Here is a 23,097-nt window from a genome sequence, read left to right on the forward strand (position 1 = left end):
CTATCGCGAGCAGGCTCGCTCCCACAAGGTCTCTGCACAAGGTCTTTGCAGAGGGTCCGGATCAGGCAGCAATCGCCGCAGGCCGCATCGGCACTTGTTGCTTCTGTGGAATTTCGCCAAACAACGCCTTATGCACCGCCTGTTGCGCCTGGAATGCCAGGGCTGCGCGTTCCTGGCCGTGGCAGGCAATGGGTGGCAGCAGATGGATATGCACGTCGCCCCGGTCATTGGCAAACAAGCGCATCAGATGGGACAACAGATCATCATCACCAATGAACGGTGCCAGCGAATCAGGCTCGCCGTTGCGCAGGTAACGGATCGCCACCGGTTGCAGTGCCACGTCGGCATCGATGGCCGCCGACAATAGACGACCGTGGAAAGTGCGCAGGGAGCGGCCATCGGTGGTGGTGCCTTCGGGAAACATCAGCAGTGGATGAGCCTGTTCCAGGTGTCGGCCCATTTGCTTGCGGATCAACTGGCTGTCCCCCGAGCCGCGCCGGATAAACAGGCTGCCCGCTTTGGCCGCCAGCCATCCGGCCACGGGCCAGGTGCGCACTTCGGCCTTGGACAGGAAGGACATTGGCGTGAGCATGCCCAGCAGTGGGATATCGGTCCAGGACACATGGTTGCTGACCCACAGCATGGGCTGTTGCGGCATCTGGCCGTGCACCGTCACGTGGAAGGGCAGGGCGTGGCTCAGGCGCGCCATGAAAAAACGCGACCAGCGCTGGCGACGTACCATGGAGTTGGCCACACCCAACCGTTCAAACAGCCCGAACACGCTGGCCATGCTCAGGCCCAGCGTCACCACCAGCAACACTCGCGCGATTCGCGCGTACACCCGCAACCGACTCATCACACCGCTGCCTTGAAGTGGCGGGCGTAGCGTGGGCACAGTTCGTCGCGCTTGAGCAGGATGAACACGTCGGCCACCTGGAAATCCTCATCCCAGCACGGCTCACCACAGATCTTCGCGCCCAGGCGCATGTAAGCCTTGAGCAGAGGTGGCATTTCGGCGATGACGTTGGACGGCACGTCCAGGGCCGGCAACGGTTTTTTCGGCACCGCCCGCAGGTGTTCGGTGCACAGATAACGCTCGCGCAGGCGCTGCATGATCGCCTGGGCCTGGACGCCGCCGTCCTGCATCGGGATGCTCGCGCAGCCCATGAGATAGCTGTAGCCGCCCTCGTTCAGCACTTCGGCCAGTTCGCCCCAGAGTACCGCGATGGTGCCGCCGTTGCGGTAGGCCGGGTCGACGCAGGTGCGGCCGATTTCCAGGATCGGGCCCTTGAGATGGACCAGGCCGTGAAGGCTGAACTCTTCTTCACTGTAGAACCGGCCCAGGCTGCTGGCGGCGTGGTGATCAAGCAGGCGCGTCGTCGCCACGAGGCGGCCGGTGTTCAGGTCGCGTACGCCGATGTGGGCGCAGTGAACATCATAGTCGTCCATGTCCAGACCCATTTCCGCGCCTTTGAGCTTGGCGTTGAATTCGCCGCTGAAGACGTTGAAGCGCAGGGCCTGGGCTTCTTGCAGAGCGTTGGCGCCAATCAGGCGTTCGGCTTGCAGGCGGCGTTCATTGCCAGTGTCGCTGATGCGGGCGATCTGAGTCATAGCGAATCTCCGTGCGGGCTGTTCAGTTGCAGCCGATCGACTTTCTTTATGCAGCCATGTTGTGCAAAGTCAGGCTATGTAGCCCCGGTGTCATCGCCATGAAGCTTTGGTGATGCTTATATGACAGCCCATTGAGGAGCCTCCCATGCCCTGGCAAAACCTGATCGAACGCGGCGAACGACTGCCCGCCCATCCGGACCTGGCCGAGGGTTATGCGTCCTTGCTGCAACGCCTGGGACCGGTTACGCCGTTCGAACTGGCCGTACTGGGGGCGCGATTGATGGCAACGCCGGGGTTGGCTTTTCTGGTGGGCTATCAGGCGGCGCTACGGGTGCTTTGGCCCAGCGCGCCTCAGAGCCTGGGCGCCTTGTGCGCTACGGAGCAGCGCAGCCTGCGCCCGGCGGACATGCAGACTCGTGTCACCGATCTGCGTTTGAGCGGGCGCAAGGATTTCGTTACCGCGGGCGATGCCGCCGAGTGGCTGCTGATCGCCGCTCGCAGCGAAGCACCCGGCGAGCCGCCGCGGTTGAATCTTGCGGTGGTTTATCCCGGAGAGCCGGGCGTGACCCTGGAAAAACTCCCGGCCATCGCCCTGATGCCAGACATCAGCCATAGCCGGGTGGTGCTGGATGGCGCGCTGTGCGAGTTGTTGGCCGGCGACGGCTGGGACGCCTACGTCAAACCGTTCCGCACCCTGGAAGACCTTTACGTGCTCAGTGCCATGGCCGCCTGGTTGTATGGCGTGGGGCAGGAGTGCGCTTGGCCCCAAGCCCTGCAATTGCGCCTGCTGGGGTTGCTGGCAGGTTGCGCTGAAGTGAGCCGTCACAACCCGTCCAGCGCGGCGGGGCATGTGCTGTTGGGTGGGTTGTTCGCCCAGTTCAACGGGCTCGATGAAGAACTGAGCGACGCCCTGGCCGCCGGCCCGGCGTTGTGGCGCGAGATGTGGACGCGAGATAAAGCCGTGATGGAGATGGCGGCGGGGGCGCGGGCCAAGCGGTTGGCCAAGGCGTTGGGGTAGCCCTTCAAGCGCAGACCCCTTGTGGGAGCGAGCCTGCTCGCGATGGCGCTGGACCAGCAACATCGATGTCGGCTGACACTGCGCTCTCGCGAGCAGGCTCGCTCCCACAGGAAAATGCCACAAATATCTAATCTGTCATCCAGTTTGATTAGGCTCCGAAGGTTCAATCCTGCGAGCCCCAAGCATGTTCAAAGGCTGGTTACTGATTCTCCTGCTGATGCTCAACCTGCACGCCCAGGCCGAAAACTGGCCTGGCGAGCAGTGGACAATCGGCCCGCCCCCCACCGGACCGGCCATCGAAGCCCTGGAGCAATACGCCTTCCCACCCCGCGACGATGCCACTCGCCAGGGTATCCGCACCGATGCGCTGCTGGTGATCCAGGACGGGCGGCTGGTCTACGAACGTTATGCCGGGTCCACCCGTGCCGACACTGCGCACCTGACCTGGTCGATCAGCAAAAGCCTGATGGCGACGGTGTTCGGCGTGGCCTACGGGCAAAAGCTGTTCAGTCTGCAGGATCCTGCCGCCAAGTATTACCCAGCGTTGGGCAAGCACCCGGACATGACCCTGGCCGATCTTTTTCACTGGGCCTCGGGCCTGGACTGGCAAGAGGATTACGAATACGCACCGCTCAACTCCTCGGTGGTAGCGATGCTCTACACCCGGGGGCGTCATGACATGGCGGCGTTCACCGCGCAGCATGAAAGCTTCAGCCCGCCGGGACAGGCGTTCCGTTATTCCAGCGGTGACAGCAACCTATTGGCGGCGGCATTGAAAAATATCGTCGGCCCGGCGCAGTATCCCGATTATCCCTGGACGGCCCTGTTCGAGCCGCTGGGTATCCGCCACGCCACTTGGGAAACCGACGCCGCCGGCACGTTTGTCGGGTCCTCCTACGCCTACCTCACGGCGCGGGACCTGGCGCGTGTGGGGCTGTTGATGCAACGGGAGGGACGCTGGGGCCAGCGGCAACTGATCCCGCAAGCCTGGGTGGCGTTCAATCGCGAGCCCTTCGCTCGCTTCCGGGCCGGCCAGGACGAAGCGGTGCCCGGTGGGCATTGGTGGCTCAACCGCGCTGCCGACCCGGCCATCCACCCGTGGCCCGATGCGCCGCCGGATACGTTTGCCGCGCTGGGCCATTGGGGGCAGGCGTTGTACGTGATCCCCAGCGCCGGGCTGGTGATCGTGCGCTACGGTGATGACCGCGACGGCAGCTACCGCCACAACGAATTGCTCAAGCGAGCCATGGCGGCGTTCGCCGGGACGGTGCAGCCATGAGACGCAGACCGCTGCTCACGCTGATGTCGGTGCTTGTTGTGGTGCTGCTCGGCTGGATCTGGCTCGAGCGGGTGGCGCTGCGGGCCTTCCCCGGCATCATCAGCGCCTACACCGCCAAGGAGTATTGCTCGTGTCGCTACGTGATGGAGCAACCGGCTGACTATTGCCATGGCTATGTAAAGCAGTCGTTGCCCATCAGCGATTTTCTCGAGACGCCTGAAGCGAAGCGCATCACCGTCGCCGGGCTGGGGCGAAGCAATAGCGCGCGATGGCTGGGGAAGCGCCAGGGGTGTCGGTTGGAGCCTTGACCGGATCTGTGGGAGCAAGGCTTGCCCGCGATGCAGGCGCCGCGTTTCAGCAGGCAAACCCAGTGATCGTTCATCGCGAGCAAGCTTTGCTCCCACACATTTTGAATCCCCCTTGTCAAAGGATCTGTGTGTTCCCGAAGGGGGATTGAAACAGAAGGTTTGCAAGTGCCCTCGGCCCGGTTAAGGTTCGCCACAGGTTTATCTGCCCTCCGAGTGTGTATGTTCAAGCGGTCTTTTTCTCATGCTGTCGCGACCTTGCTGCTGGCCTGCGCCGCGCTGCCGGCCCAGGCCAATTGGTACCTGGACGGCGAATCGTCGCGGCTGTCGTTTATCAGCAGCAAAAATGGCAACGTGTCCGAGGTCCAGCGCTTCCTGGTGCTGCATGGTCAGGTCCAGCCCAAGGGGATGGTCCGGCTGGAAGTGGAGCTGGAGTCGGTCAACAGTGGCATTCCCCTGCGTGACGAGCGCATGCGCGCCGAGTTGTTTGAGATCAAGCAATTTGCCGATGCCTCCATCACTGCGCAGCTCGACCTGTTACCGATCCAGGACCTGGCCAACGGCGCTCAACTGGAACTGCGCTTGCCGCTGACCGTGGACCTGCACGGCAAGCAACATGTGTATCAGGCCGAACTGCTGGCAACGCGCCTGGATGAGCGACGCTTCCAGGTCGTGACCCTGGAGCCGGTGGTGCTCAATGCGGCGGATTTCGACCTGGCACCGGGATTGGAGAAGCTGCGCAAACAGGCCGGGCTGTCGGCCATCAGCCTCGCAGTGCCGGTGAATGCGGTGCTGATTTTTACGGCGCGCTGACATGAGCGGCCCGGTATTTCCGTGGCGCGAGGGCAATCGCTTCGAACTGTTGATCGATGGCCCACAGTTTTTCCCGCGCATGCTGGTGGAAATCGCCCGCGCCCAGGAACAGGTTGAGCTGGAGCTGTACCTGGTGGAGGCGGGGACTTGCGCCGAAGCGATGGTCCAGGCACTCGTCCAGGCTGCCGAGCGCGGTGTTCGCGTGCGTTGCCTGTTCGATGACTACGGCAGCCTGGCGTTTACCCAGGACCTGCGCAATCGCCTGATCGAGGCGGGCGTGGAGTTGCGTTTCTACAATCGCCTGAGTTGGCGCCGCTGGGTACGGAATTTATATCGGGACCACCGCAAGCTGCTGTTGGTGGACCAGCGCCTAGCGGTGGTGGGTGGCACCGGCGTGACCGATGAGTTCTGGAGCCCGCTGGATGACCGCTGCGAATGGCACGAGGTGATGGTGGAAATCGTCGGCCCCTTGGTGCTCGACTGGCAGTTGCTGTTTGACCGTCAATGGCTCGCCAACCGTCATCGCCGTGCCTGGAAGCCGGCGTCCAACTTTGGCTTGCCGCGCTTACCCCGAGTTCCGCCCATGGGGGAGGGCATGGGGCGGGTGGCGTATGCCGATGCCCGTCAGAATCGCGACATTCTGCAATCGTTGTCCCGGGCCCTGAACAGCGGTCAAAAGCGGATCTGGATGGCGACCCCGTATTTTTTGCCCACCTGGAACGTGCGCCGCTCCTTGCGCAAGGCTGCCGCCCGGGGCATCGATGTGCGCCTGCTGCTCACCGGGCCGCGCACCGATCACCCGTCCGTGCGCTACGCCGGGCACCGTTATTACCCGCGTCTCCTCAAGGCTGGGGTGAAAATCTTCGAATACCAGCCGTGTTTCCTGCACCTGAAGATGGTGCTGGTGGACGACTGGGTCAGCATCGGCTCCTGTAATTTCGATCACTGGAACCTGCGCTTCAATCTGGAAGCCAACCTCGAAGCCCTCGACTCCGCACTCAGCACCGCGGTGGCGGCGAGTTTCGAGCGAGACTTCGCCCAGAGCCTGGAGGTCAGTCTCGACGCCTGGAAGCGTCGGCCGCTGTGGAAACGGGTCAAGCAACGGGTGTGGGGGTTGGTGGATCGGTTGGTGGTGAACCTGCTGGGGCGGCGGGGTTAAGGTTCACCAAAAAACAATGTGGGAGCGAGCCTGCTCGCGATGGCGGCCTGACAGTCAATGATGCGGTGACTGCTAGATCCTCATCGCGAGCAGGCTCGCTCCCACAGGTTTTTGCGGTGTTGGTAAATCAGAGCAACTCAAAACTCTGCTGTTTCACATCCTGGGAATCCAGGCCGATCTGTACGTTGAACTTGCCCGGTTCAGCGGCGTACTTGAGCTGGGCGTTGTAGAACTTCAGATCGTTTTCGGTGATGGTGAAGTGAATGACTTTCTTCTCGCCAGCCTTGAGCATCACCTTGCGGAAGTCCTTCAGCTCCTTCACCGGGCGGATGATCGAGCCGGTCACGTCCTGGATATAGAGTTGCACCACGGTTTCGCCGTCATGCTCGCCGGTGTTTTCCAGGGTCACGCTGGCATCGAGCTTGCCGGTCTTGTTCAGCGTGGTGGACGACAGGGCCATGTCCGTCAGGCTGAATTCGGTGTAGCTCAGGCCGTAGCCGAACGGGTAGAGCGGGCCTGTGGTGTCATCGAAGTATTGCGAGGTGTAGTTGCCCGGCTTGCCCGGCGTGAATGGCCGACCAACGCTCAGGTGGTTGTAGTAGGTCGGAATCTGTCCCACCGAGCGCGGGAAGGAGATCGGCAGCTTGCCCGACGGGTTGTAGTCGCCGAACAACACGTCGGCGATGGCATTGCCGCCTTCGGTGCCGCTGAACCAGGTTTCCAGGATCGCATCGGCCTGTTGCTTTTCATCCACCAGCGACAGCGGGCGGCCGTTCATCAGCACCAGCACCAGTGGTTTGCCGGTGGCCTTCAGCGCCTTGATCAGCTCGCGCTGGCTGGCGGGGATGCTCAGTTCCGTGCGGCTCGAGGATTCGTGGGACATGCCGCGGGACTCGCCCACGGCGGCCACCACGACATCGGCTTGCTGGGCGGCCTTAACGGCTTCGTCGATCAGCACTTGGGCAGGGCGCGGGTCATCGACCACTTCCGGGGCATCAAAGTTGAGGAAGTTCAGGTAGTCGAGGACTTTCTTGTCGCCGGTGATGTTGGCGCCACGGGCGTAGATCAGCGTTGATTCTGCGCCCAGGGCGCGGGTCATGCCGTCGAACAAAGTCACCGACTGCGCCGGGCGACCGGCAGCAGCCCAACTGCCCATCATGTCGATCGGTGCCTTGGCCAGCGGGCCGACCAGGGCGATTTTTGCGCTCTTCTTCAGGGGCAGGGTCTGGTTGCGGTTTTCCAGCAGGACCATGCTGCGGCGGGCCACGTCACGGGCATCGGCACGGTGCAGGCGGCTTTCGGCGTAGGTGTCGGCCGGGTCGTCCTCGGCCTTGCCGATGCGCAGGTACGGATCCTTGAACAGGCCCATGTCGTATTTGGCGGCGAGGACTTCGCGCACCGCATTGTCGATGTCGCTCTGCTCGATTTCACCGGCTTTGAGCAGCCCAGGCAGCTCCTTGCCGTACAGCGAGTCGTTCATGCTCATGTCGATGCCGGCCTTGATCGCCAGCTTCGCCGCTTCGCGACCGTCGCGGGCCACGCCATGTTTGATCAGTTCGAAGATGGCGCCGTGGTCACTCACCGCAAGACCCTTGAACCCCCATTCCTTGCGCAACAGGTCGTGCATCAGCCAGGTGTTGGCGGTGGCGGGCACGCCGTTGATGGAGTTCAGCGCGACCATCACCCCGCCGGCACCCGCATCGATGGCGGCACGGTAGGGTGGCAGGTAGTCCTGGTACATTTTCACCGGGCTCATGTCCACGATGTTGTAGTCCCGGCCACCTTCCACTGCGCCGTACAGGGCGAAGTGCTTGACGCTGGCCATGATGCTGTCGGCCGCGTTGGCGCCGCTGCCCTGGAAGGCTTTGACCATCACCCCGGCGATGCGCGACACCAGGTAGGTGTCCTCGCCAAAGCCTTCGGAGGTCCGGCCCCAGCGTGGGTCGCGGGAAATATCCACCATCGGCGCGAAGGTGATGTCCAGGCTGTCGGCCGCCGCTTCCTTGGCAGCGACGCGGCCGGAGCGGTAGATGGCGTCCATGTCCCAGCTCGAGGCCAGGGCCAGGGGGATCGGGAAAATGGTACGGTGGCCGTGGATCACGTCATAGGCGAAGAACATCGGGATCTTCAGCCGGCTGCGCATGGCCGCGTCCTGCATCGGGCGGTTTTCCGCACGGGTGATGGAGTTGAACGTACCGCCGATGTTGCCGGCGGCGATTTCCTTGCGAATCATCTCCCGAGGCATCTCGGGGCCGATGCTGATCAGGCGCAACTGGCCGATCTTCTCCTCAAGGGTCATCTGCTTCATCAGGTGGCTGATGAAGGCATCCTTGTTTTCCATCGGGGTTGGCAGGTTGTCGGCTACTACGGATTGACTGGCCAGTGTGACGAACAGGCCCAGCAAACACAGCTTCTTCATGAATGGTTTCTCGCAAGCCTAAGGGCGGTCATCAGTACACGCCGTCAGCAAAATGTGAGGAGCGGCTATTGTTGTTCGAGTATTGTCTGACTTAAGAGCAGCACTGTTTTCGAACGCACGCGGATGAACTTAGTTTCGTGCAGGGCATCTTTTAGCCCACCGACCCTGATTCAATCCCGTGGCGGCGGCAGATTATGCCCCAGACACCGGAGAGATAGGTGACTGTGTTTTTTCAATGGAATGTAGAGGGGAGCTTCAACCGATGAATCTACGACTCAATCACCTTCGCCACCTGCAAATGCTGGCGCTGATGCTGTTCACCACACTGTTGGCCGGTTGCGGCATCAACAACATTCCAACCCTGGACGAACAGGCCAAGGCTGCCTGGGGACAGGTGCAGAACCAGTACCAGCGCCGAGCCGACCTGATCCCCAACCTGGTGGAGACCGTCAAGGGCTATGCGCAGCACGAACAGGAAACCCTGACGGCGGTGGTCGAGGCGCGGGCCAAAGCCACGTCCATCCAGGTCGATGCCGGGACGCTGGACAACCCGGAAAAACTCAAACAGTTCCAACAGGCCCAGGATCAGTTGAGTGGTGCGTTGAGCCGGCTGATGGTGGTGGTCGAGCGTTATCCGGACCTCAAGGCCAACCAGAATTTCCTGGCCTTGCAATCACAACTTGAAGGCACCGAGAACCGCATCGCCGTGGCTCGTCGCGACTTCATCCTCGCGGTGCAGAAATACAACACCGAGATCCGCACCTTCCCCGGTCGCCTGTGGCACAGCGTGATGTACAGCGATCTGCCGATCCGCGAAACCTTCGAAGCCACCAGCCCCAACGCCGAAAAAGCCCCTGAAGTGAAGTTCTGAAAAAACTGTGGTAGCGAGCCTGTGGGAGCAAAGCTTGTTCGCGATGAACGATAACGCGGTCATTAGAAAGACCAAGGTGCCTTCATCGCGAGCAAGCTCAGCTCCCACACCAGCTCGCTCCCACACAGGAGTTACGATGCGAGTGTTGAAATTTGGCCTGGTGCTGTTGCTCTGGGTCTTTGCCATCACGGCCCAGGCCGAGTTGAGTTTTCCGGCACTGACCGGGCGGGTGGTGGACACTGCCCAGATGCTTGAGCCTTCGGTGCGCACGCAACTGGATGCACAGCTCAAGGCCCATGAACAGGCCACCGGTGAACAGGTGGTCGTGGTCACGCTGGCGGACCTGCAAGGCACCAGCATCGAAGACTTCGGTTATCAACTGGGGCGTCACTGGGGCATCGGGCAGAAGGATAAAAACAACGGCGCGCTGCTGATCGTGGCCCGGGATGACCGTAAACTGCGGATCGAAGTGGGCTACGGACTGGAAGACCGCCTGACCGACGCCCAGAGTTCGGTGATCATCAACCAGGTGATCACCCCGGCGTTCAAGGCCGGCCATTTCAGCAAAGGTATCAGCGACGGCGTAGCGGCGATGTTGATGGTGCTGGGCGGCAATGCGCTGGATGAGCCGGCTGCGGCGTACGGTGCCGATGGCCAGGAGGCGGGCGATTTCGTCGGGCGCCATCCGGGGTTGTTCGTGTTGTTGGTGCTGCTGTTCATCGTAACGGTGTTCGTGTGCCAGATGCTCGGTATCCTGCCGGCCGGACGCGGTGGTTCCGGGGGCGGCTATGGCGGTGGCGGCGGTGGTTTTGGCGGTGGCGGCGGTGGTTTTGGCGGCGGTGGCGGTGGCTTCAGCGGCGGTGGGGGCAGTTTCGGGGGCGGCGGTTCGTCGGGCGGCTGGTGACAATAATAATGAGCAGGCACTTTTAACCATGGCATTACTGACTGAACACGAACAACGCAAGGTCGCCGAGGCCATCGCCCAGGTGGAGCGCGACACCGACGCCGAGCTGGTCACCGTGCTCGCCGCTCGCGCCGACGACTATGCCTACATCCCGCTGCTATGGGCCAGCCTGCTGGCCTTGGTGGTACCCGGCATGGTGCATTACCTCACGGGCTGGCTGAACATGCACAGTCTGCTGCTGGTGCAGTGGGGCCTGTTTATCGTGCTGTGCCTGGCGTTTCGCATTCCTGCAATCACCACTCACCTGATCCCCCGTTCCGTGCGCCACTGGCGCGCCTCCAATCTGGCGCGTCGGCAGTTTCTCGAGCAGAACCTGCACCACACCGTCGGCGGCACAGGCATGTTGATTTTCGTTTGCGAAGCCGAGCGGTACGTGGAAATCCTGGTGGACGAAGGCATTTCCACACGTCTCGATAACAAACACTGGGAAACCATTGTCGCCGCCTTCACCCAGCAGGTCCGCCAGGGCCAGACGTTGCAGGGCTTTGTTACCTGCATCGAGGCCTGCGGCCAATTGCTCAAGGAGCATGTGCCGGTGACTCACGCGCGCAATGAGCTGCCGAATCGGTTGGTGGTGCTGGGCTGAAAAATGGCTGCCAGCACAAGCCTGTGGGAGCAAAGCTTGCTCCCACAGGGGCTACTGCTCGCCACACGAACTTTTCCGTGCCCTCGCTGCCCATCCCCCCTAAAATAACCGCCATTCCCGATCCGCCCGCCCCGAGGCCGCTTTTTCCATGTCAGTTACCGCTACCCCCGCCCGTCCTGCGCCGGATCACCATGCCCAGTTCATCGAGCTGCTGCAAAGCAGCCTTGAGCAGAACGCCTTCATCAAACTGGTGCTGGCCAAGTACGTCGGTGAGGAAGCGGACCTGCAGCGGCTGATCATCAAGCAGTTGACGGTCAAGGATCAGCCCTGCCTGTCCTTCGTTTACCGCTACAAAACCCGCGACATCACCAAGAATTTTCCGCTGGCCGAAGGCGTGACGACCATCGCCGCGCTGTTGCCGGTGTCGTTCAAGAACGCGCATCTGCTGGCTGTTACCGACGAAGCGCAGTTGGAATACAGCAAGAAGGGCAAGAGTTCGCTGTTCAAGAGCAAACCCCAGCAACTGCGAGAAGTGCCATCGGCCGAGCACAATCGGGAGAAAAACCGCTTTCTGGACCTGAACCGCCCGTTCCTGGCGGATCTGGGCGTGACTAACCACAAGCACGAACTGATCCCGGCGATGTCGCGCAAGTGGAAGCAGATCAACAAATTCATCGAAGTCTTCAGCCATGCGCTGACATCGTCGCCGCTGGCCCTGGATCAACCGGTGCGGGTGTCGGATTTCGGCTCGGGCAAGGGCTACCTGACGTTCGCCATCCATGACTACCTGCGCAACACCTTGCAGGCTGAAGGGATCGTGACCGGCGTCGAACTGCGAGAGGACATGGTCAAGCTGTGCAACGAAGCTGCCGCGCGGCTGGAGCACCCGGGCCTGAGTTTCCAACACGGCGATGTGCGCAGCGTGGCGCCGGCTGCGGTGGATGTGATGATTGCCTTGCATGCCTGTGATATCGCCACCGATTACGCGATCCACATGGGCATTCGCTCGGGCGCTTCGATCATCATGTGCTCGCCGTGCTGCCACAAGCAGATCCGCTTGCAAATCCAGAGTCCGGCGTTGCTCAAGCCGATGCTGCAATATGGTCTGCACCTGGGCCAGCAGGCAGAAATGGTCACTGACAGCCTGCGGGCGCTGTTTCTGGAGGCATGTGGTTACGAAACCAAAGTGTTCGAGTTCATTTCCCTGGACCACACCAACAAGAACAAGATGATCCTGGCGGTCAAACGCGCCGAACCGGTGGACCCGGTCGAGCTGCTGGCGAAGATCCAGGAACTCAAGGCGTTCTACCACATCACCGAGCACTGCCTCGAAACCCTGCTGCGCGCTGACGGTTATCTCGCCTAGAGCGACTGGCACCTCACCCTGTGGGGGCGAGCCTGTGGGAGCAAAGCTTGCTCGCGATGAACGATGACCCGGTTTGCCTGTTGAATCACGGTGCTTTCATCGCGAGCAAGCTTTGCTCCCACAGTGTCAGGCCTCCCAAAGTGATCGTACCTGTGCAGCCCGTCAGGTAATCAGTGCTTATCCCTCATCTACCGACGTACCGGACTACCTTTAATGCGTTCACTACCTACGCATTCCTCAAGGAGTCCTCCCCATGGCCGCAAAGAAAATCCTGATGCTGGTTGGCGATTACGTCGAAGACTATGAAGTGATGGTGCCATTTCAGGCCTTGCAGATGATCGGTCACACCGTTCATGCCGTGTGCCCGGACAAAACCGCCGGGCAGACCGTGCGCACGGCGATCCACGACTTCGAGGGCGACCAGACCTACAGCGAAAAACCGGGGCATCTGTTCGCGCTCAATCATGATTTCGTCAGTGTCGAGGCCGCTGATTACGATGCATTGCTGGTGCCGGGCGGACGTGCGCCGGAATATCTGCGCCTGAATGAGAAAGTCCTGCAACTGGTGCGTGACTTTGACCAGGCGGGCAAGCCGATTGCGGCGGTATGCCACGGTGCGCAATTGCTGGCAGCGGCGGGCATCCTGGAAGGGCGCGAATGCAGCGCTTATCCCGCCTGCGCTCCGGAGGTGCGTCTGGCCGGAGGGACCTTTATCGAGTGCGCGGTCACCGAAGGCCACGTTCAAGGCAATCTGGCGACCGCCCCGGCCTGGCCGGCGCACCCGAACTGGCTGGCGGGGTTCCTGACGCTGCTGGGCACGGCCATCACCTTGTAAGGCACTGGCAGAACAAGCGCAGCGGGTCTTTACTCTTGGGGATGCCTCAACCGCCCAGGAGAAAGAACATGTCCGGATGGTACGAAGTCAGCAAAAGCAGCAACGGCCAGTTTAGGTTTGTGCTCAAGGCGGCCAACGCCGAAACGATTTTGACCAGCGAGCTGTATACGACCCGCAGCGGTGCCGACGGTGGCATCGCTTCGGTGCAGAAGAACAGCCCACTGGCCGAACGTTATGAACTCAAGAGCACCAAGGACGGCCACCCTTACTTCAACCTCAAGGCTGGCAATCACGAAGTGATCGGCAGCAGCGAAAGCTATTCCTCTGACGCCGCCCGGGACAAGGGCATTGCCAGCGTCATGGCCAACGGACCGACCACGGTGATCAAGGACAAGACGCTGACGGCGCTTTGACCGCATCGCCAGGCTCGCCCTTGTGGGAGCGAGCCTGCTCGCGATGACGGCTACACGGCCGGCAAACTCTTCAGACCGCTTCGCAGCCGAGCGGGAGCAAGCTCCCTCGCCACGGTCCTGCGCTGACTGGGAGGCTAAACCTCCACCGGCACCGACAGCTTCGGGTTGCCCAGCGGATGAGTCTTGGCATCGAAGAACCGCAGTTCAACCGCCAACCCCTGGAACACCTTGGCGTAATGGCGCTTCTGGTGCTGGATGAACGCCTGGCTGCGGGGGTAGATCGAGATCGCCACGGTTTTCGGCGCGGCCTGGCGCAGGGCATGGACGATGTGACTGTCCTGTTCGCCCAAGGCATGGCCGAACAGGCACAAGTTGTCGCGGTGGTGCAGCAACTGGTCGTAGCAGAACGATAGGTAATCGGAGCTGCGGATGGTCTTGAGCTTGTCCTGGCTCGGGCCTTCATTGACGAACAGCGGCACGTCGTCAAGGGTCTTGATCGTATTGTTGATGGCGAAACTGCCCAGCAGCGTGCCTTCGGTGGCGGTCAGTTTGCGTGCCGTGCCGTCCTGGTTGCGCACCAGGTGCAGGCCACCGTGCAGGTACAACAGACGGGGTTTGTCCGTGTCTGCCTGGCTCAGATCAAAGCTGTGATCGTTGCCCAGGAACAGGTCGGTGACGGTCTCGGGCGCATGCTGGATCGCCCAGTAGTTGAGCAGATCGTAGTTGGTGGTGAACACCGTGCGATAGCGGCCCAGCTCCTGATTCAGCGTCGCCAGGGTCGCAGGTTCCACCAGTCGCCACGGGATATGCACCGCGTGCACGGTGTTGATCAGTGCTTCCTTGATTGCGTAGTAGCGGTTGCGCGGTGCCGCGGAGCTCACCGCCAGGGCCTTGTTGACCCGGCTGGTGGTTTTCAGCGCGCCGAGTACCTGCTCGAAGCTGCGGGTCTGCATCGCGTCGAACACACTCATTTCCGACGGGCTCAAGGGTTTTTCTTCGACGGTGCGAGCGTTTTCGAACAGCGAGTCATAGCCGAAATCGTCCCAAACGGCGCGGCTGGCGCCGTTACCCAGCAGCAAGCCACTGAAAGCGGTGCTGGCGCGCAAGGCATCCCAGTCTTCGAGCTGGGCGTCGTATTGCTGGAAGTCGGTCATTGCGAAAGTGATCTCAAAACGTGGTTAAGGCAGGGCGCGACTTTATCACGACCCAGTCTTGAGCCAGATCAAGATGCGCCGTGACCAGTCGGTCATTCTGGTAGCCCTGCCAATCCCGGCCTCTTCCAGGAGCATCTCCCATGAGCAGCACATTTTTCATTCCCGCCGTGAACGTCATGGGGCTGGGTTGCCTCGACGAGGCCATGACCGCCATCCGCAACTACGGCTTTCACAAGGCCCTGATCGTCACTGACGCAGGGTTGGCCAAGGCCGGCGTCGCCAGCAAGGTGGCCGAACTGCTGGCGCTGCAGGACATCGATTCGGTGATTTTCGACGGTGCCAAGCCCAATCCCAGCATCGCCAATGTGGAGCGTGGGCTGGGGTTGTTGAAGGAAAGCCAGTGCGATTTCGTGGTGTCGCTGGGTGGCGGTTCGCCCCACGATTGCGCCAAGGGCATCGCCTTGTGCGCCACCAACGGCGGGGAAATTCGTGACTACGAGGGCGTTGACCGCTCGAGTAAACCGCAGTTGCCACTGATCGCCATCAACACCACGGCAGGTACGGCCAGCGAAATGACCCGTTTTTGCATCATCACTGACGAGACTCGCCACGTGAAAATGGCCATTGTCGACCGCAACGTGACGCCGCTCATGTCGGTCAACGATCCGGCATTGATGGTGGCGATGCCTAAAGGGCTGACGGCCGCCACCGGCATGGATGCGCTGACTCATGCGATCGAAGCGTACGTATCCACTGCCGCCAATCCAATCACCGATGCCTGCGCGCTGAAAGCGGTCACTTTGATCAGTAATAATCTGCGTCAGGCCGTGGGCGACGGTAACGATCTGACGGCACGGGAGAACATGGCCTACGCGCAGTTTCTCGCGGGGATGGCGTTCAATAATGCCTCGTTGGGTTTCGTGCATGCGATGGCCCATCAACTGGGCGGTTTTTATGACTTGCCCCACGGCGTGTGTAATGCAGTGCTGTTGCCCCATGTGCAAAGTTTCAACGCCTCGGTATGCGCCGCTCGGCTGACCGACGTGGCCAATGCCATGGGGGCCGATACGCACGGTCTCAGCCCGGAGGAAGGCGCGCGGGTCGCCATTGCGGCGATCCGCAGCCTGGCCCGGGACGTAGACATTCCGGCCGGCCTGCGTGATTTGGGCGTGCGCCTCAACGACGTGCCGGTACTGGCCGCCAACGCATTGAAGGACGCTTGTGGCCTGACCAACCCGCGGGCAGGGGATCAACGGCAGATCGAGGAGATTTTCCGCAGCGCCTTTTAAGCGACCCGTGCTGGCATAAACCGCCCGCACAGCAGCGCCGCCACGGCCAACAGCGTGCACAACGCCGCCAGCGGCCAGGCCTGTTGGCTCAACAACAGGCTGGCCGTGGCGCCGATGAGTGAGGCCATCAACTGATGCAGAAAACCGCTCAACGCCATGGCATAAGCGCCGGCCACCGGTGAACCCTCGTTGGCCAGGGACAGGCTGATGGGGTAATTCAACGATTGACCGAATACCGCGAAGCAGTACGGCAACCAGAACAGCAGCGCGACACTGCTCAGCGCGACGCTCCCCAGCAGCATGGTCGCACTGCCGCCCAGCACCAGCGCAAGGCCCCAGCTCATCAATCGTCGTTGGCCGGTGCGTAGCACCAAGGCGTTGACCGCCAGCGCGCCGAACAGGTACGCCGCGCTGATCGGCCAGCCCAGCAGGCCGTACTCAATCGCTGACCAATGAAAGCTTTCCTGCAGGATCAGTGGCGCGGCGGTGTTGAACGCGACAATCACGCCGTAACCCAGGCCGCCGGCCAAGGCTGGCAATAAAAACCCTCGGGATCTGAGTATCCTGCCGTACACGCGCCACGCCGATTGCCCGTTGCTGCCTTCTGTCAGCACTGCAAACCCGACCCGGGACACTGCGACCGCCATGGCCAGGCTGACCGCACCCAACCCGTAGAAGATCGCTTCCCAGCCGAAGGCAACTTGGATCAAAGAGCCCAGATATTGACCGATGCCAAGGGCAATCACGAAGGCTATAGAGATCCATGACAGGGCCTTGGCCAGCAGATCGCCGCTGAAACTGTCACGGATCAATACCCTGGCCATCACCGAGATACCGCTGGCGCCGATGCCCTGAATCAACCTGAGCGTCAGGAACGCCTCCACTGTTGTACCCAGCGGTAGGGCCAGGTTGCTCAGGCCGTACAGCCCCAATGCCGCCAGCAATACCGGTTTGCGTCCCAGACGCTGGCTCACGCTGCCCCACAGCAACATCGGCAGCGCCATGCCGATCAGGTAAACCGACAAGCCCCAGGAAACCCGGGACGCATCGGCCCCCAGATCCCGAGCAATGTCGGGCAGGGCCGGCAAGTAGATGCTCATGCCCAGTTGTGCCAGGAAGACGGTGGTGCAGGTGATGATCAGGGTCGTACGGTTCTTCATCAAGGCGCTCGTTCAAGGACGGATGTCACGCCCGTGTGCCTGCAGCAGATCGGTGATCCGTTCGCAGAACGAGCGAATCACGTCCGTCTCCATGTCGGCGCGCAGGGTGATGCGGATTGCGGCCTTGTTTTGCGGCACTACGGGGAAAAAAACCGCTGAAGTGAAATACCCCAGGTCGGCCAGTTCGACTGCTAGGCGGTTGGCCAGGGCTGCCTCACCGCAGGTCACCAGGCGGATCGCCATGGCATTGCCGAGCTGCTCGGTGCGGATAAGGCTGTCGAAGAGGCGGATATTAGCCTGCAAACGCTCCTGCAAGGCGCTGAATTCTCGACTGCGGTGCAGACGGATCGAGGCCATGCCGGCGCCAATGGCCGCCGCGTTCAGGCTTTGGGACCAATTGCTCGGCCCGCCGTAGCGCTGCACCAGTGTTTTGTGCCGTTCACTGCCAAACATCGCCAGGCCGCCACTGGCCCCGAATGATTTGGCCAGCGAGGCGACAATCAGCGTGCGCTCGTCCACGGCGTGGAAGCGTGAACGGACCAGGCCCGCTCCGCATTGCCCTATGGCCGACAGCGCGTGGGAGTCATCCAGATAGAGAAACAGGCCATAGCGCTGTTTGAGGTACAGCAGGCTGTCCATATCGGTCACCCCACCCATGCTGTAGGCTCCATCGGCCACATACGCCACGTTGCGCTGGCGTTTGCACACGTCTTCGAGAAAGTCCATGTCGTTGTGCGGGCCGGTGATGACCTGGGTTTCATCGGCGCAGGCGGCCTTGAGGTGGTTCATCGAGTAATGGGCATGTTTGTCAAACACCATGACAGGCGGCCGATTGTCAGTGAACGCGCCGCTGGCCAGCAACGGCAGGATCCCGGCGCTCGCTGCGCTGCATGACAGGGCACTGAGGCAACTGGCGCCAAACAACTCCGACAATTGGGTTTCGTATCGGTCCAGGATCGCCAGCTTGCAGCGGTTTTTCGAGTTGGCGACGCGCAAGGTGCCGGTTTCCCACAGGGCCGTCATGGCCCCGTCCAGCAACGCGGGATGGTGGTCCAGACCCAGGTAGGACGTGGTGCAGAAGTGGTGAAAGGTTCGGCCGTACTGGTCGACCAGGACGTTGGGTGTCTTGACCTCGACATTCAGCCCTGAGATTTTTCCGACTTCGGCGCTCCGCCAATCCTGGTCCGCCAGGGAAATGACTTTACGGTAGTTGGTGTAGCGATGGGTCGGCTGTGCTGTCTGGTTCATGGTGCGATTACATTCCTTGGTTGAGTGGTGCTGTCCGTGGGGGGGCTGTTTCTGTGTGTTTCCAGACTTTACAGATCATGATGCGGGGCTTTGAATCGGCCATTTCCGGCGTGTTTGAGTGTTACCGGAGACTTCTGTGTAGGATCTTGCCTAAGGGGTTGGGCGGGGAATCCATTTGCGCTGTCGGAGCTGGGCAACGCCATGCTTTCACCCTTGAGCCCACGGCACTTGACTCATCCGTTTCTTTTCCAAAGGTTGCTTGTCGATGCTCTCAGGTTTCAATCATCTGACACTGGCTGTCACCGAGCTGGACCCCAGTGTGGTTTTTTATAGCGAGCTCTTGCAGCTTCGTCTTGAGGCCCAGTGGGACACAGGGGCCTATTTGTCGCTGCCCGGCTTATGGTTGTGCCTGTCCGTTGACCCGTTGCGCAAGAAGACGCCTGCGGCGGACTACACCCATTACGCATTCAGTATCGGTGCCCAGGACTTTCCGGTGCTGGTGGCGCGGCTCAAGGCGGCCCAGGTGGTGTCGTGGCGCGACAACCGCAGCGAAGGTGACTCGTTTTACTTTCTCGACCCGGACGGGCACAAACTCGAAATCCATGTGGGAGATCTGCCTTCCCGGCTACAGGCCTGTCGACAGGCGCCTTATGCCGGCATGGAGTTTTTTCCGGCTTCGTGATCCTTTGTGCAGAGCCAGATAAACTGCACCACGCCGATATCCGACAGGACCGCCCGTCATGACTCCCTCGCTGCTGTTCACTATCCTTGCCAGCGGCTTCATCTATGGCATCACGCCAGGGCCTGGAGTGCTGGCGGTGTTCGGCATTGGCGCCGCACGAGGGCGGCGGGCCGGGGCGGGGTTCCTCTGCGGGCACCTTTTGGGGGATGTGATCTGGTGTGGCACCGCGCTGGTAGCGATTGTCGGTGCACGGGAAATAGGCAGCGTAGCCTTCGATGTATTGGGCGTGATCAGCGGGCTTTATCTGTTCTGGTTGGGCCTGCGGGCTATTCGTGCCCGCGCAGGCAGCGCCGGTGCGCCACAAGGCCCGGCGCGTCAGCCATTCTGGCACGGTGTGATATTCGGCCTGACCAACCCCAAGGCGTACCCGGTGGCGGTGGCGACGTTCACGGCTTTGCTGTCCAGCCGTGCCGAGCTGCTGCACTGGTCGATGTTGCCCTGGCTGATCGCACTCAGTTTTCTGGGCGGCCTGATCGCTTACGCTATCCTCATTGGTATTGTTGGCGCGAGTCGGGTCCGCGTGCTGTATCAGCGTCACGAACTGACAATCACCCGGTTGTGTGGCGTGATGTTCATTGGTTTTGCCATCAACGCCTTGTGGCATGCAGTGCCAGGCTTGTTGGCCAGCAAGGCGTAAGGCTGACGTATCGGTTGCGCACGTAAGGCTTTCTTCAACGTTGCATTAACGGAAGATCACCAGCCCCATGGACACTCGCAATTCCGCGCCGCTGGCCAGCTACATTGATCTTTTGATGGACGCCGTGTGCGCCGTCGACGGTCAGGGGCGTTTTGTGTTTGTCAGCGCCGCTTGTGAGCGCATTTTCGGTTACACCCCGCAGGAATTGATCGGTCAGCCGATGATCGACTTGGTGCACCCTGCCGACCGCCAGCGCACTCTTGAAGCGGCGCGGGAGATCATGGACGGCGAGCCCAAGCTCAATTTCGAGAACCGCTACCTGCGCAAGGACGGGCGGGTGGTGCATATTTTGTGGTCGGCGCGTTGGTCGCCGGCGGACGGGTTGCGGATCGCCGTGGCCCGGGACATCACCGAACGCAAGCAGGCCGAGTCCCGGCAAGCAGCGTTGTATGCGATTTCCGAGGCCGCCCATGCCGCGGCGGACTTGCTGGCGTTGTTCAAGCGGATTCACTTGATCATCGGCGAGTGGCTGCCGGCGCTGAACTTTTCGGTGGCGCTGTATGACGAGCAGTGCGAGCAGCTGACCTTTGCCTATCACGTCGATGACCTGGAGCGACAGCCCGATGTGCCGGGCTCGGTCACCAAGCGCCTGTGCGCCGAAGTGATTCGCAGTGGTCAGCCGATCCTGCTGACGCCCGGTTGCGGTCAGTTGCCAGTGGGATTCGGCGACCTGGTGGCGCAATCGAACGCCCCCTGCTGGCTGGGTGTGCCACTGATCTCGCAGAGCGGTACGATCGGTGCGTTGATCGTCAAGAGCGCGCAAGACAACCAGCGCTACACCGAGCAAGACAAGGAGTTGCTGCAATACGTCTGTGCGCAGCTCACCATCGCCATTGAGCGTCAGCAATTGCACGCCCGGTTGCAGCGCATGGCTCAGTACGATCAGTTGACCCAGATACCCAACCGCGAATTGCTGCGCGAACGCTTCAAGGCCGCACTGGCCACCGCCCGCGCGGCCTCTGGGCGCATGGCGCTGCTGTATATCGACCTGGATCGCTTCAAGCAGATCAACGACACCTACGGCCACGCCGTGGGCGACATGTTATTGCAGGCAGTGGCCAGCCGGCTCCAGGGCTGTGTGCGCGACACCGATACCGTGGCGCGCATTGGCGGCGATGAGTTCGTCGTTCTGCTCCATAGTGTCCAGACTTTGGAAGATGCCCACCGTGTGCAAGAAAAGATCCGTCATGCACTGAGCCAGCCGCTGCGCCTGGACGGGCACTGCCTGAGCATCGAACCGAGCATCGGCGTGGCCTGTTTCCCCGAACATGGCAGCGAAGATGTTGCGCTGTTCCGCCACGCCGACGAGGCGATGTACGCCGCCAAACGCCAGAATCACCAAGCGTTCGGTATTTGACTGCGCGCCGCCGTTCGTCGTGCTGCAGGACGTTTTTTCAAACCTTTCAGTCCCCGATCCTTTCGAATGTCCTGAGAGCCCCGCTCGCCGGAAACATTGTCCCCGATCGAACGAAGGCGTCTGGAGCGGGTCGCAGATGTGGGAGAACCACCACCATGACCCTCGGTATGCGCCTGTCGAAAGCCGACATCGGCTGCAATCGGGAAGGCATCTTGTTAAAGCGTCACAGGTGGTTCTGATTCAGTGGTGGGAAGACCCGCCGCAATTTCTATCAGAGGAGGGCGTGACCATGAGCCGGATGGCCACCTTATTACGCACCACCAGTCTCGTCGTGCTGATGGGCCTGGGGGCTAGCAGTGCTTGGGCACAATCGCCTGCCGAATTTATCAATGATGCTTCGGCCAAAGGCATGGCTGACATTGAGGCCAGCCGTATGGCCCACGGCAAAGCCGAGTCCAGGGAAGTCAAGGATTACACCATCATGGTGATCAATGACCGCACCACCGCCAACCAGCATCTGGCCAAGATTGCGAAAAAGCTCGACCTGCCTGTCCCACCACCGGAAGAAGTGGCTGACAAGGCCAAGAGCCTGATACCGCCCGTACCGCAAGTGCCCGAAGGCGAGTCGTTCGATGCTGCCTATGCCGCCAGCCAGGTCAAGGCCACCGAGGAAGCCATCGCGCAGATCGAGGAGCAGGCCAAGACCACCGAGGTGCCGGAAATCAAGGCGTTCGCCGACGAAACCCTGCCTAAGTTGCAGACCCATCTCGAAATGGCCAGGGCGCTCCAGGCCAGTCGCTGATTCGCCGCACTTTTTAATATTCCGGGCCAGGGCGCTTGCGTCCCGGCTCACTTTGCCCGCCGAAAAGGAGAAGTTCGATGTCTACACGCCGAGAACCCAACCAATACGCGATGCAGAACCCCTTGACTCAATATCCCCGTCCGCCGTTTCCCGACCAGCCGCAGTCGCCACCGGGTATCGATCAGGACATGGTGCCCAAGCCCGATCACGGTGAAAAAAGTTATCAGGGGTTCGGGCGCCTGGAAGGGCGCAAGGCTTTGGTGACCGGTGGCGACTCGGGCATCGGTCGCGCCGCCGCCATTGCTTACGCCCGGGAAGGCGCCGATGTGGCGATCAACTATCTGCCCAGCGAGGAGCGCGACGCCCGGCAAGTCATTGAGCTGATTGAGGCCGAAGGGCGCAAGGCGATTGCAATCCCCGGCGATCTGAAGGATGAAAAATTCTGCGTCCAACTGGTGAGAAGCGCCCACGAGCAATTAGGCGGCCTGGATATTCTGGTGAATGTCGCGGGTAAACAGGAAGCGCAGAAGGACATTGCCGATATCACCACCGCGCAATTTGATGACACCATGAAAACCAACATCTATGCGATGTTCTGGATCTGTAAGACCGCGGTGCCGCTGATGCCGGCGGGGGCGACGGTGATCAATACGGCGTCGATCCAATCCTACGATCCGTCTGCCACGTTGCTGGACTACGCCACCACCAAAGCGGCCATCGTCGCATTCACCAAGGCGCTGGCGGGGCAGGTGATCAGTAAGGGCATACGGGTCAATGCTGTGGCGCCGGGCCCGATCTGGACCGTGCTGCAACCCAGCGGCGGACAGCCCCAGGAGAAAATTCCCACCTTTGGTTCTCAGGTTCCAATGAAGCGCCCCGGCCAACCGGCCGAATGTGCACCGCTTTATGTGCTGCTGGCGTCACAGGAATCGAGCTACATCACCGGGGAAGTGTTTGGCGTGACGGGCGGTAATCCGCTGCCTTGATGCTAAGCCGCCCCGGGGGGGGG

Annotated in this window: 23 protein-coding genes; 17 read left to right on the forward strand and 6 right to left on the reverse strand. The window is 61.4% G+C overall.

Annotated elements, in window-relative coordinates; translation table 11 throughout:
* Positions 1-61: 61 nt before the first annotated feature.
* Positions 62-856, reverse strand: coding sequence for a lysophospholipid acyltransferase family protein (locus tag HU811_RS12515; protein ID WP_186656141.1), 795 nt, complete (start codon positions 854-856; stop codon positions 62-64).
* Positions 856-1,611, reverse strand: coding sequence for an L-ornithine N(alpha)-acyltransferase (gene olsB / locus HU811_RS12520; protein WP_092397184.1), 756 nt, complete (start codon positions 1,609-1,611; stop codon positions 856-858). The genes HU811_RS12515 and olsB overlap by 1 nt, the downstream gene beginning before the upstream one ends.
* Positions 1,612-1,756: 145 nt before the next feature.
* Here olsB and HU811_RS12525 point away from each other — a divergent pair, with 145 nt between their 5' ends.
* The 5 genes from HU811_RS12525 to HU811_RS12545 all read left to right on the forward strand — a co-directional run bounded on the left by HU811_RS12525 (position 1,757) and on the right by HU811_RS12545 (position 6,185).
* Positions 1,757-2,629, forward strand: a complete 873-nt coding sequence (locus tag HU811_RS12525) for an acyl-CoA dehydrogenase middle domain-containing protein (protein ID WP_186656143.1) — start codon at positions 1,757-1,759, stop codon at positions 2,627-2,629.
* A gap of 184 nt (positions 2,630-2,813) precedes the next feature.
* A complete protein-coding gene (locus tag HU811_RS12530) occupies positions 2,814-3,908 on the forward strand; it encodes a serine hydrolase domain-containing protein (protein WP_186656145.1) in 1,095 nt (364 codons plus the stop codon).
* Positions 3,905-4,216 (forward strand): amidase, encoded by a 312-nt coding sequence (locus HU811_RS12535; RefSeq protein ID WP_186656147.1) that lies wholly within the window; start codon positions 3,905-3,907, stop codon positions 4,214-4,216. The genes HU811_RS12530 and HU811_RS12535 overlap by 4 nt, the downstream gene beginning before the upstream one ends.
* Before the next feature lie 219 nt (positions 4,217-4,435).
* On the forward strand, positions 4,436-5,026 hold the full coding sequence (locus HU811_RS12540; protein WP_186656149.1) for a YceI family protein: 591 nt from the start codon (positions 4,436-4,438) through the stop codon (positions 5,024-5,026).
* Position 5,027: 1 nt separating this feature from the next.
* Positions 5,028-6,185: a phospholipase D-like domain-containing protein gene (locus tag HU811_RS12545; protein WP_186656151.1), complete on the forward strand. Its 1,158-nt coding sequence runs from the start codon at positions 5,028-5,030 to the stop codon at positions 6,183-6,185.
* A 127-nt stretch (positions 6,186-6,312) separates the two neighbouring features.
* On the opposite strand, the gene bglX is transcribed toward HU811_RS12545, so the two are convergent.
* Positions 6,313-8,604: a beta-glucosidase BglX gene (gene bglX / locus HU811_RS12550; RefSeq protein WP_186656153.1), complete on the reverse strand. Its 2,292-nt coding sequence runs from the start codon at positions 8,602-8,604 to the stop codon at positions 6,313-6,315.
* A 262-nt stretch (positions 8,605-8,866) separates the two neighbouring features.
* Here bglX and HU811_RS12555 point away from each other — a divergent pair, with 262 nt between their 5' ends.
* The 6 genes from HU811_RS12555 (at position 8,867) to HU811_RS12580 (ending at position 13,639) form a co-directional block, all read left to right on the forward strand.
* Entirely contained in the window at positions 8,867-9,475 is a 609-nt protein-coding gene (locus HU811_RS12555) for a LemA family protein (RefSeq protein ID WP_186656154.1), read from the forward strand.
* A 136-nt stretch (positions 9,476-9,611) separates the two neighbouring features.
* Complete coding sequence (locus HU811_RS27585; protein ID WP_186656156.1) at positions 9,612-10,379, forward strand: TPM domain-containing protein; 768 nt, start codon at positions 9,612-9,614, stop codon at positions 10,377-10,379.
* Positions 10,380-10,407: 28 nt separating this feature from the next.
* Positions 10,408-11,025: a TPM domain-containing protein gene (locus HU811_RS12565; RefSeq protein ID WP_186656158.1), complete on the forward strand. Its 618-nt coding sequence runs from the start codon at positions 10,408-10,410 to the stop codon at positions 11,023-11,025.
* A 148-nt stretch (positions 11,026-11,173) separates the two neighbouring features.
* The gene (locus HU811_RS12570) at positions 11,174-12,391 is read left to right on the forward strand and encodes a class I SAM-dependent methyltransferase (protein ID WP_186656160.1); all 1,218 of its coding nucleotides are present in this window, start codon (positions 11,174-11,176) and stop codon (positions 12,389-12,391) included.
* Positions 12,392-12,644: 253 nt separating this feature from the next.
* The gene (locus HU811_RS12575) at positions 12,645-13,226 is read left to right on the forward strand and encodes a DJ-1/PfpI family protein (RefSeq protein ID WP_092397206.1); all 582 of its coding nucleotides are present in this window, start codon (positions 12,645-12,647) and stop codon (positions 13,224-13,226) included.
* A 68-nt stretch (positions 13,227-13,294) separates the two neighbouring features.
* Positions 13,295-13,639 carry a YegP family protein gene (locus HU811_RS12580; RefSeq protein WP_186656162.1) on the forward strand — a complete coding sequence of 115 codons (345 nt, stop codon included), beginning with the start codon at positions 13,295-13,297 and terminating at the stop codon, positions 13,637-13,639.
* Positions 13,640-13,773: 134 nt separating this feature from the next.
* Here HU811_RS12580 and HU811_RS12585 read toward each other — a convergent pair whose 3' ends face one another.
* Positions 13,774-14,793: a DUF4917 family protein gene (locus HU811_RS12585; protein WP_186656163.1), complete on the reverse strand. Its 1,020-nt coding sequence runs from the start codon at positions 14,791-14,793 to the stop codon at positions 13,774-13,776.
* A gap of 140 nt (positions 14,794-14,933) precedes the next feature.
* Between HU811_RS12585 and yiaY the strand changes: the two genes are divergently transcribed.
* Complete coding sequence (gene yiaY, locus HU811_RS12590; RefSeq protein ID WP_092397212.1) at positions 14,934-16,082, forward strand: L-threonine dehydrogenase; 1,149 nt, start codon at positions 14,934-14,936, stop codon at positions 16,080-16,082.
* Here the strand turns inward: yiaY and HU811_RS12595 are convergent.
* Positions 16,079-17,242, reverse strand: a complete 1,164-nt coding sequence (locus HU811_RS12595) for an MFS transporter (protein ID WP_092397214.1) — start codon at positions 17,240-17,242, stop codon at positions 16,079-16,081. The genes yiaY and HU811_RS12595 overlap by 4 nt on opposite strands.
* Before the next feature lie 12 nt (positions 17,243-17,254).
* The gene (locus tag HU811_RS12600; protein WP_186656165.1) at positions 17,255-18,490 is read right to left on the reverse strand and encodes an aminotransferase class I/II-fold pyridoxal phosphate-dependent enzyme; all 1,236 of its coding nucleotides are present in this window, start codon (positions 18,488-18,490) and stop codon (positions 17,255-17,257) included.
* A 265-nt stretch (positions 18,491-18,755) separates the two neighbouring features.
* On the opposite strand from HU811_RS12600, the gene fos reads away from it, so the two are divergent.
* The 5 genes from fos (at position 18,756) to HU811_RS12625 (ending at position 23,074) form a co-directional block, all read left to right on the forward strand.
* Positions 18,756-19,172 (forward strand): fosfomycin resistance glutathione transferase, encoded by a 417-nt coding sequence (gene fos, locus HU811_RS12605; RefSeq protein WP_186656167.1) that lies wholly within the window; start codon positions 18,756-18,758, stop codon positions 19,170-19,172.
* A gap of 58 nt (positions 19,173-19,230) precedes the next feature.
* Positions 19,231-19,869 carry a LysE family translocator gene (locus tag HU811_RS12610; RefSeq protein WP_186656168.1) on the forward strand — a complete coding sequence of 213 codons (639 nt, stop codon included), beginning with the start codon at positions 19,231-19,233 and terminating at the stop codon, positions 19,867-19,869.
* Between the two features lie 67 nt (positions 19,870-19,936).
* Positions 19,937-21,286 (forward strand): sensor domain-containing protein, encoded by a 1,350-nt coding sequence (locus HU811_RS12615; protein WP_186656169.1) that lies wholly within the window; start codon positions 19,937-19,939, stop codon positions 21,284-21,286.
* A gap of 289 nt (positions 21,287-21,575) precedes the next feature.
* A complete protein-coding gene (locus tag HU811_RS12620) occupies positions 21,576-22,088 on the forward strand; it encodes a DUF4142 domain-containing protein (RefSeq protein WP_092397224.1) in 513 nt (170 codons plus the stop codon).
* A gap of 77 nt (positions 22,089-22,165) precedes the next feature.
* A complete protein-coding gene (locus HU811_RS12625; protein ID WP_092397226.1) occupies positions 22,166-23,074 on the forward strand; it encodes an SDR family oxidoreductase in 909 nt (302 codons plus the stop codon).
* Positions 23,075-23,097: the final 23 nt, after the last annotated feature.

Source organism: Pseudomonas tehranensis (assembly GCF_014268615.1).
Classification (GTDB): domain Bacteria; phylum Pseudomonadota; class Gammaproteobacteria; order Pseudomonadales; family Pseudomonadaceae; genus Aquipseudomonas; species Aquipseudomonas tehranensis.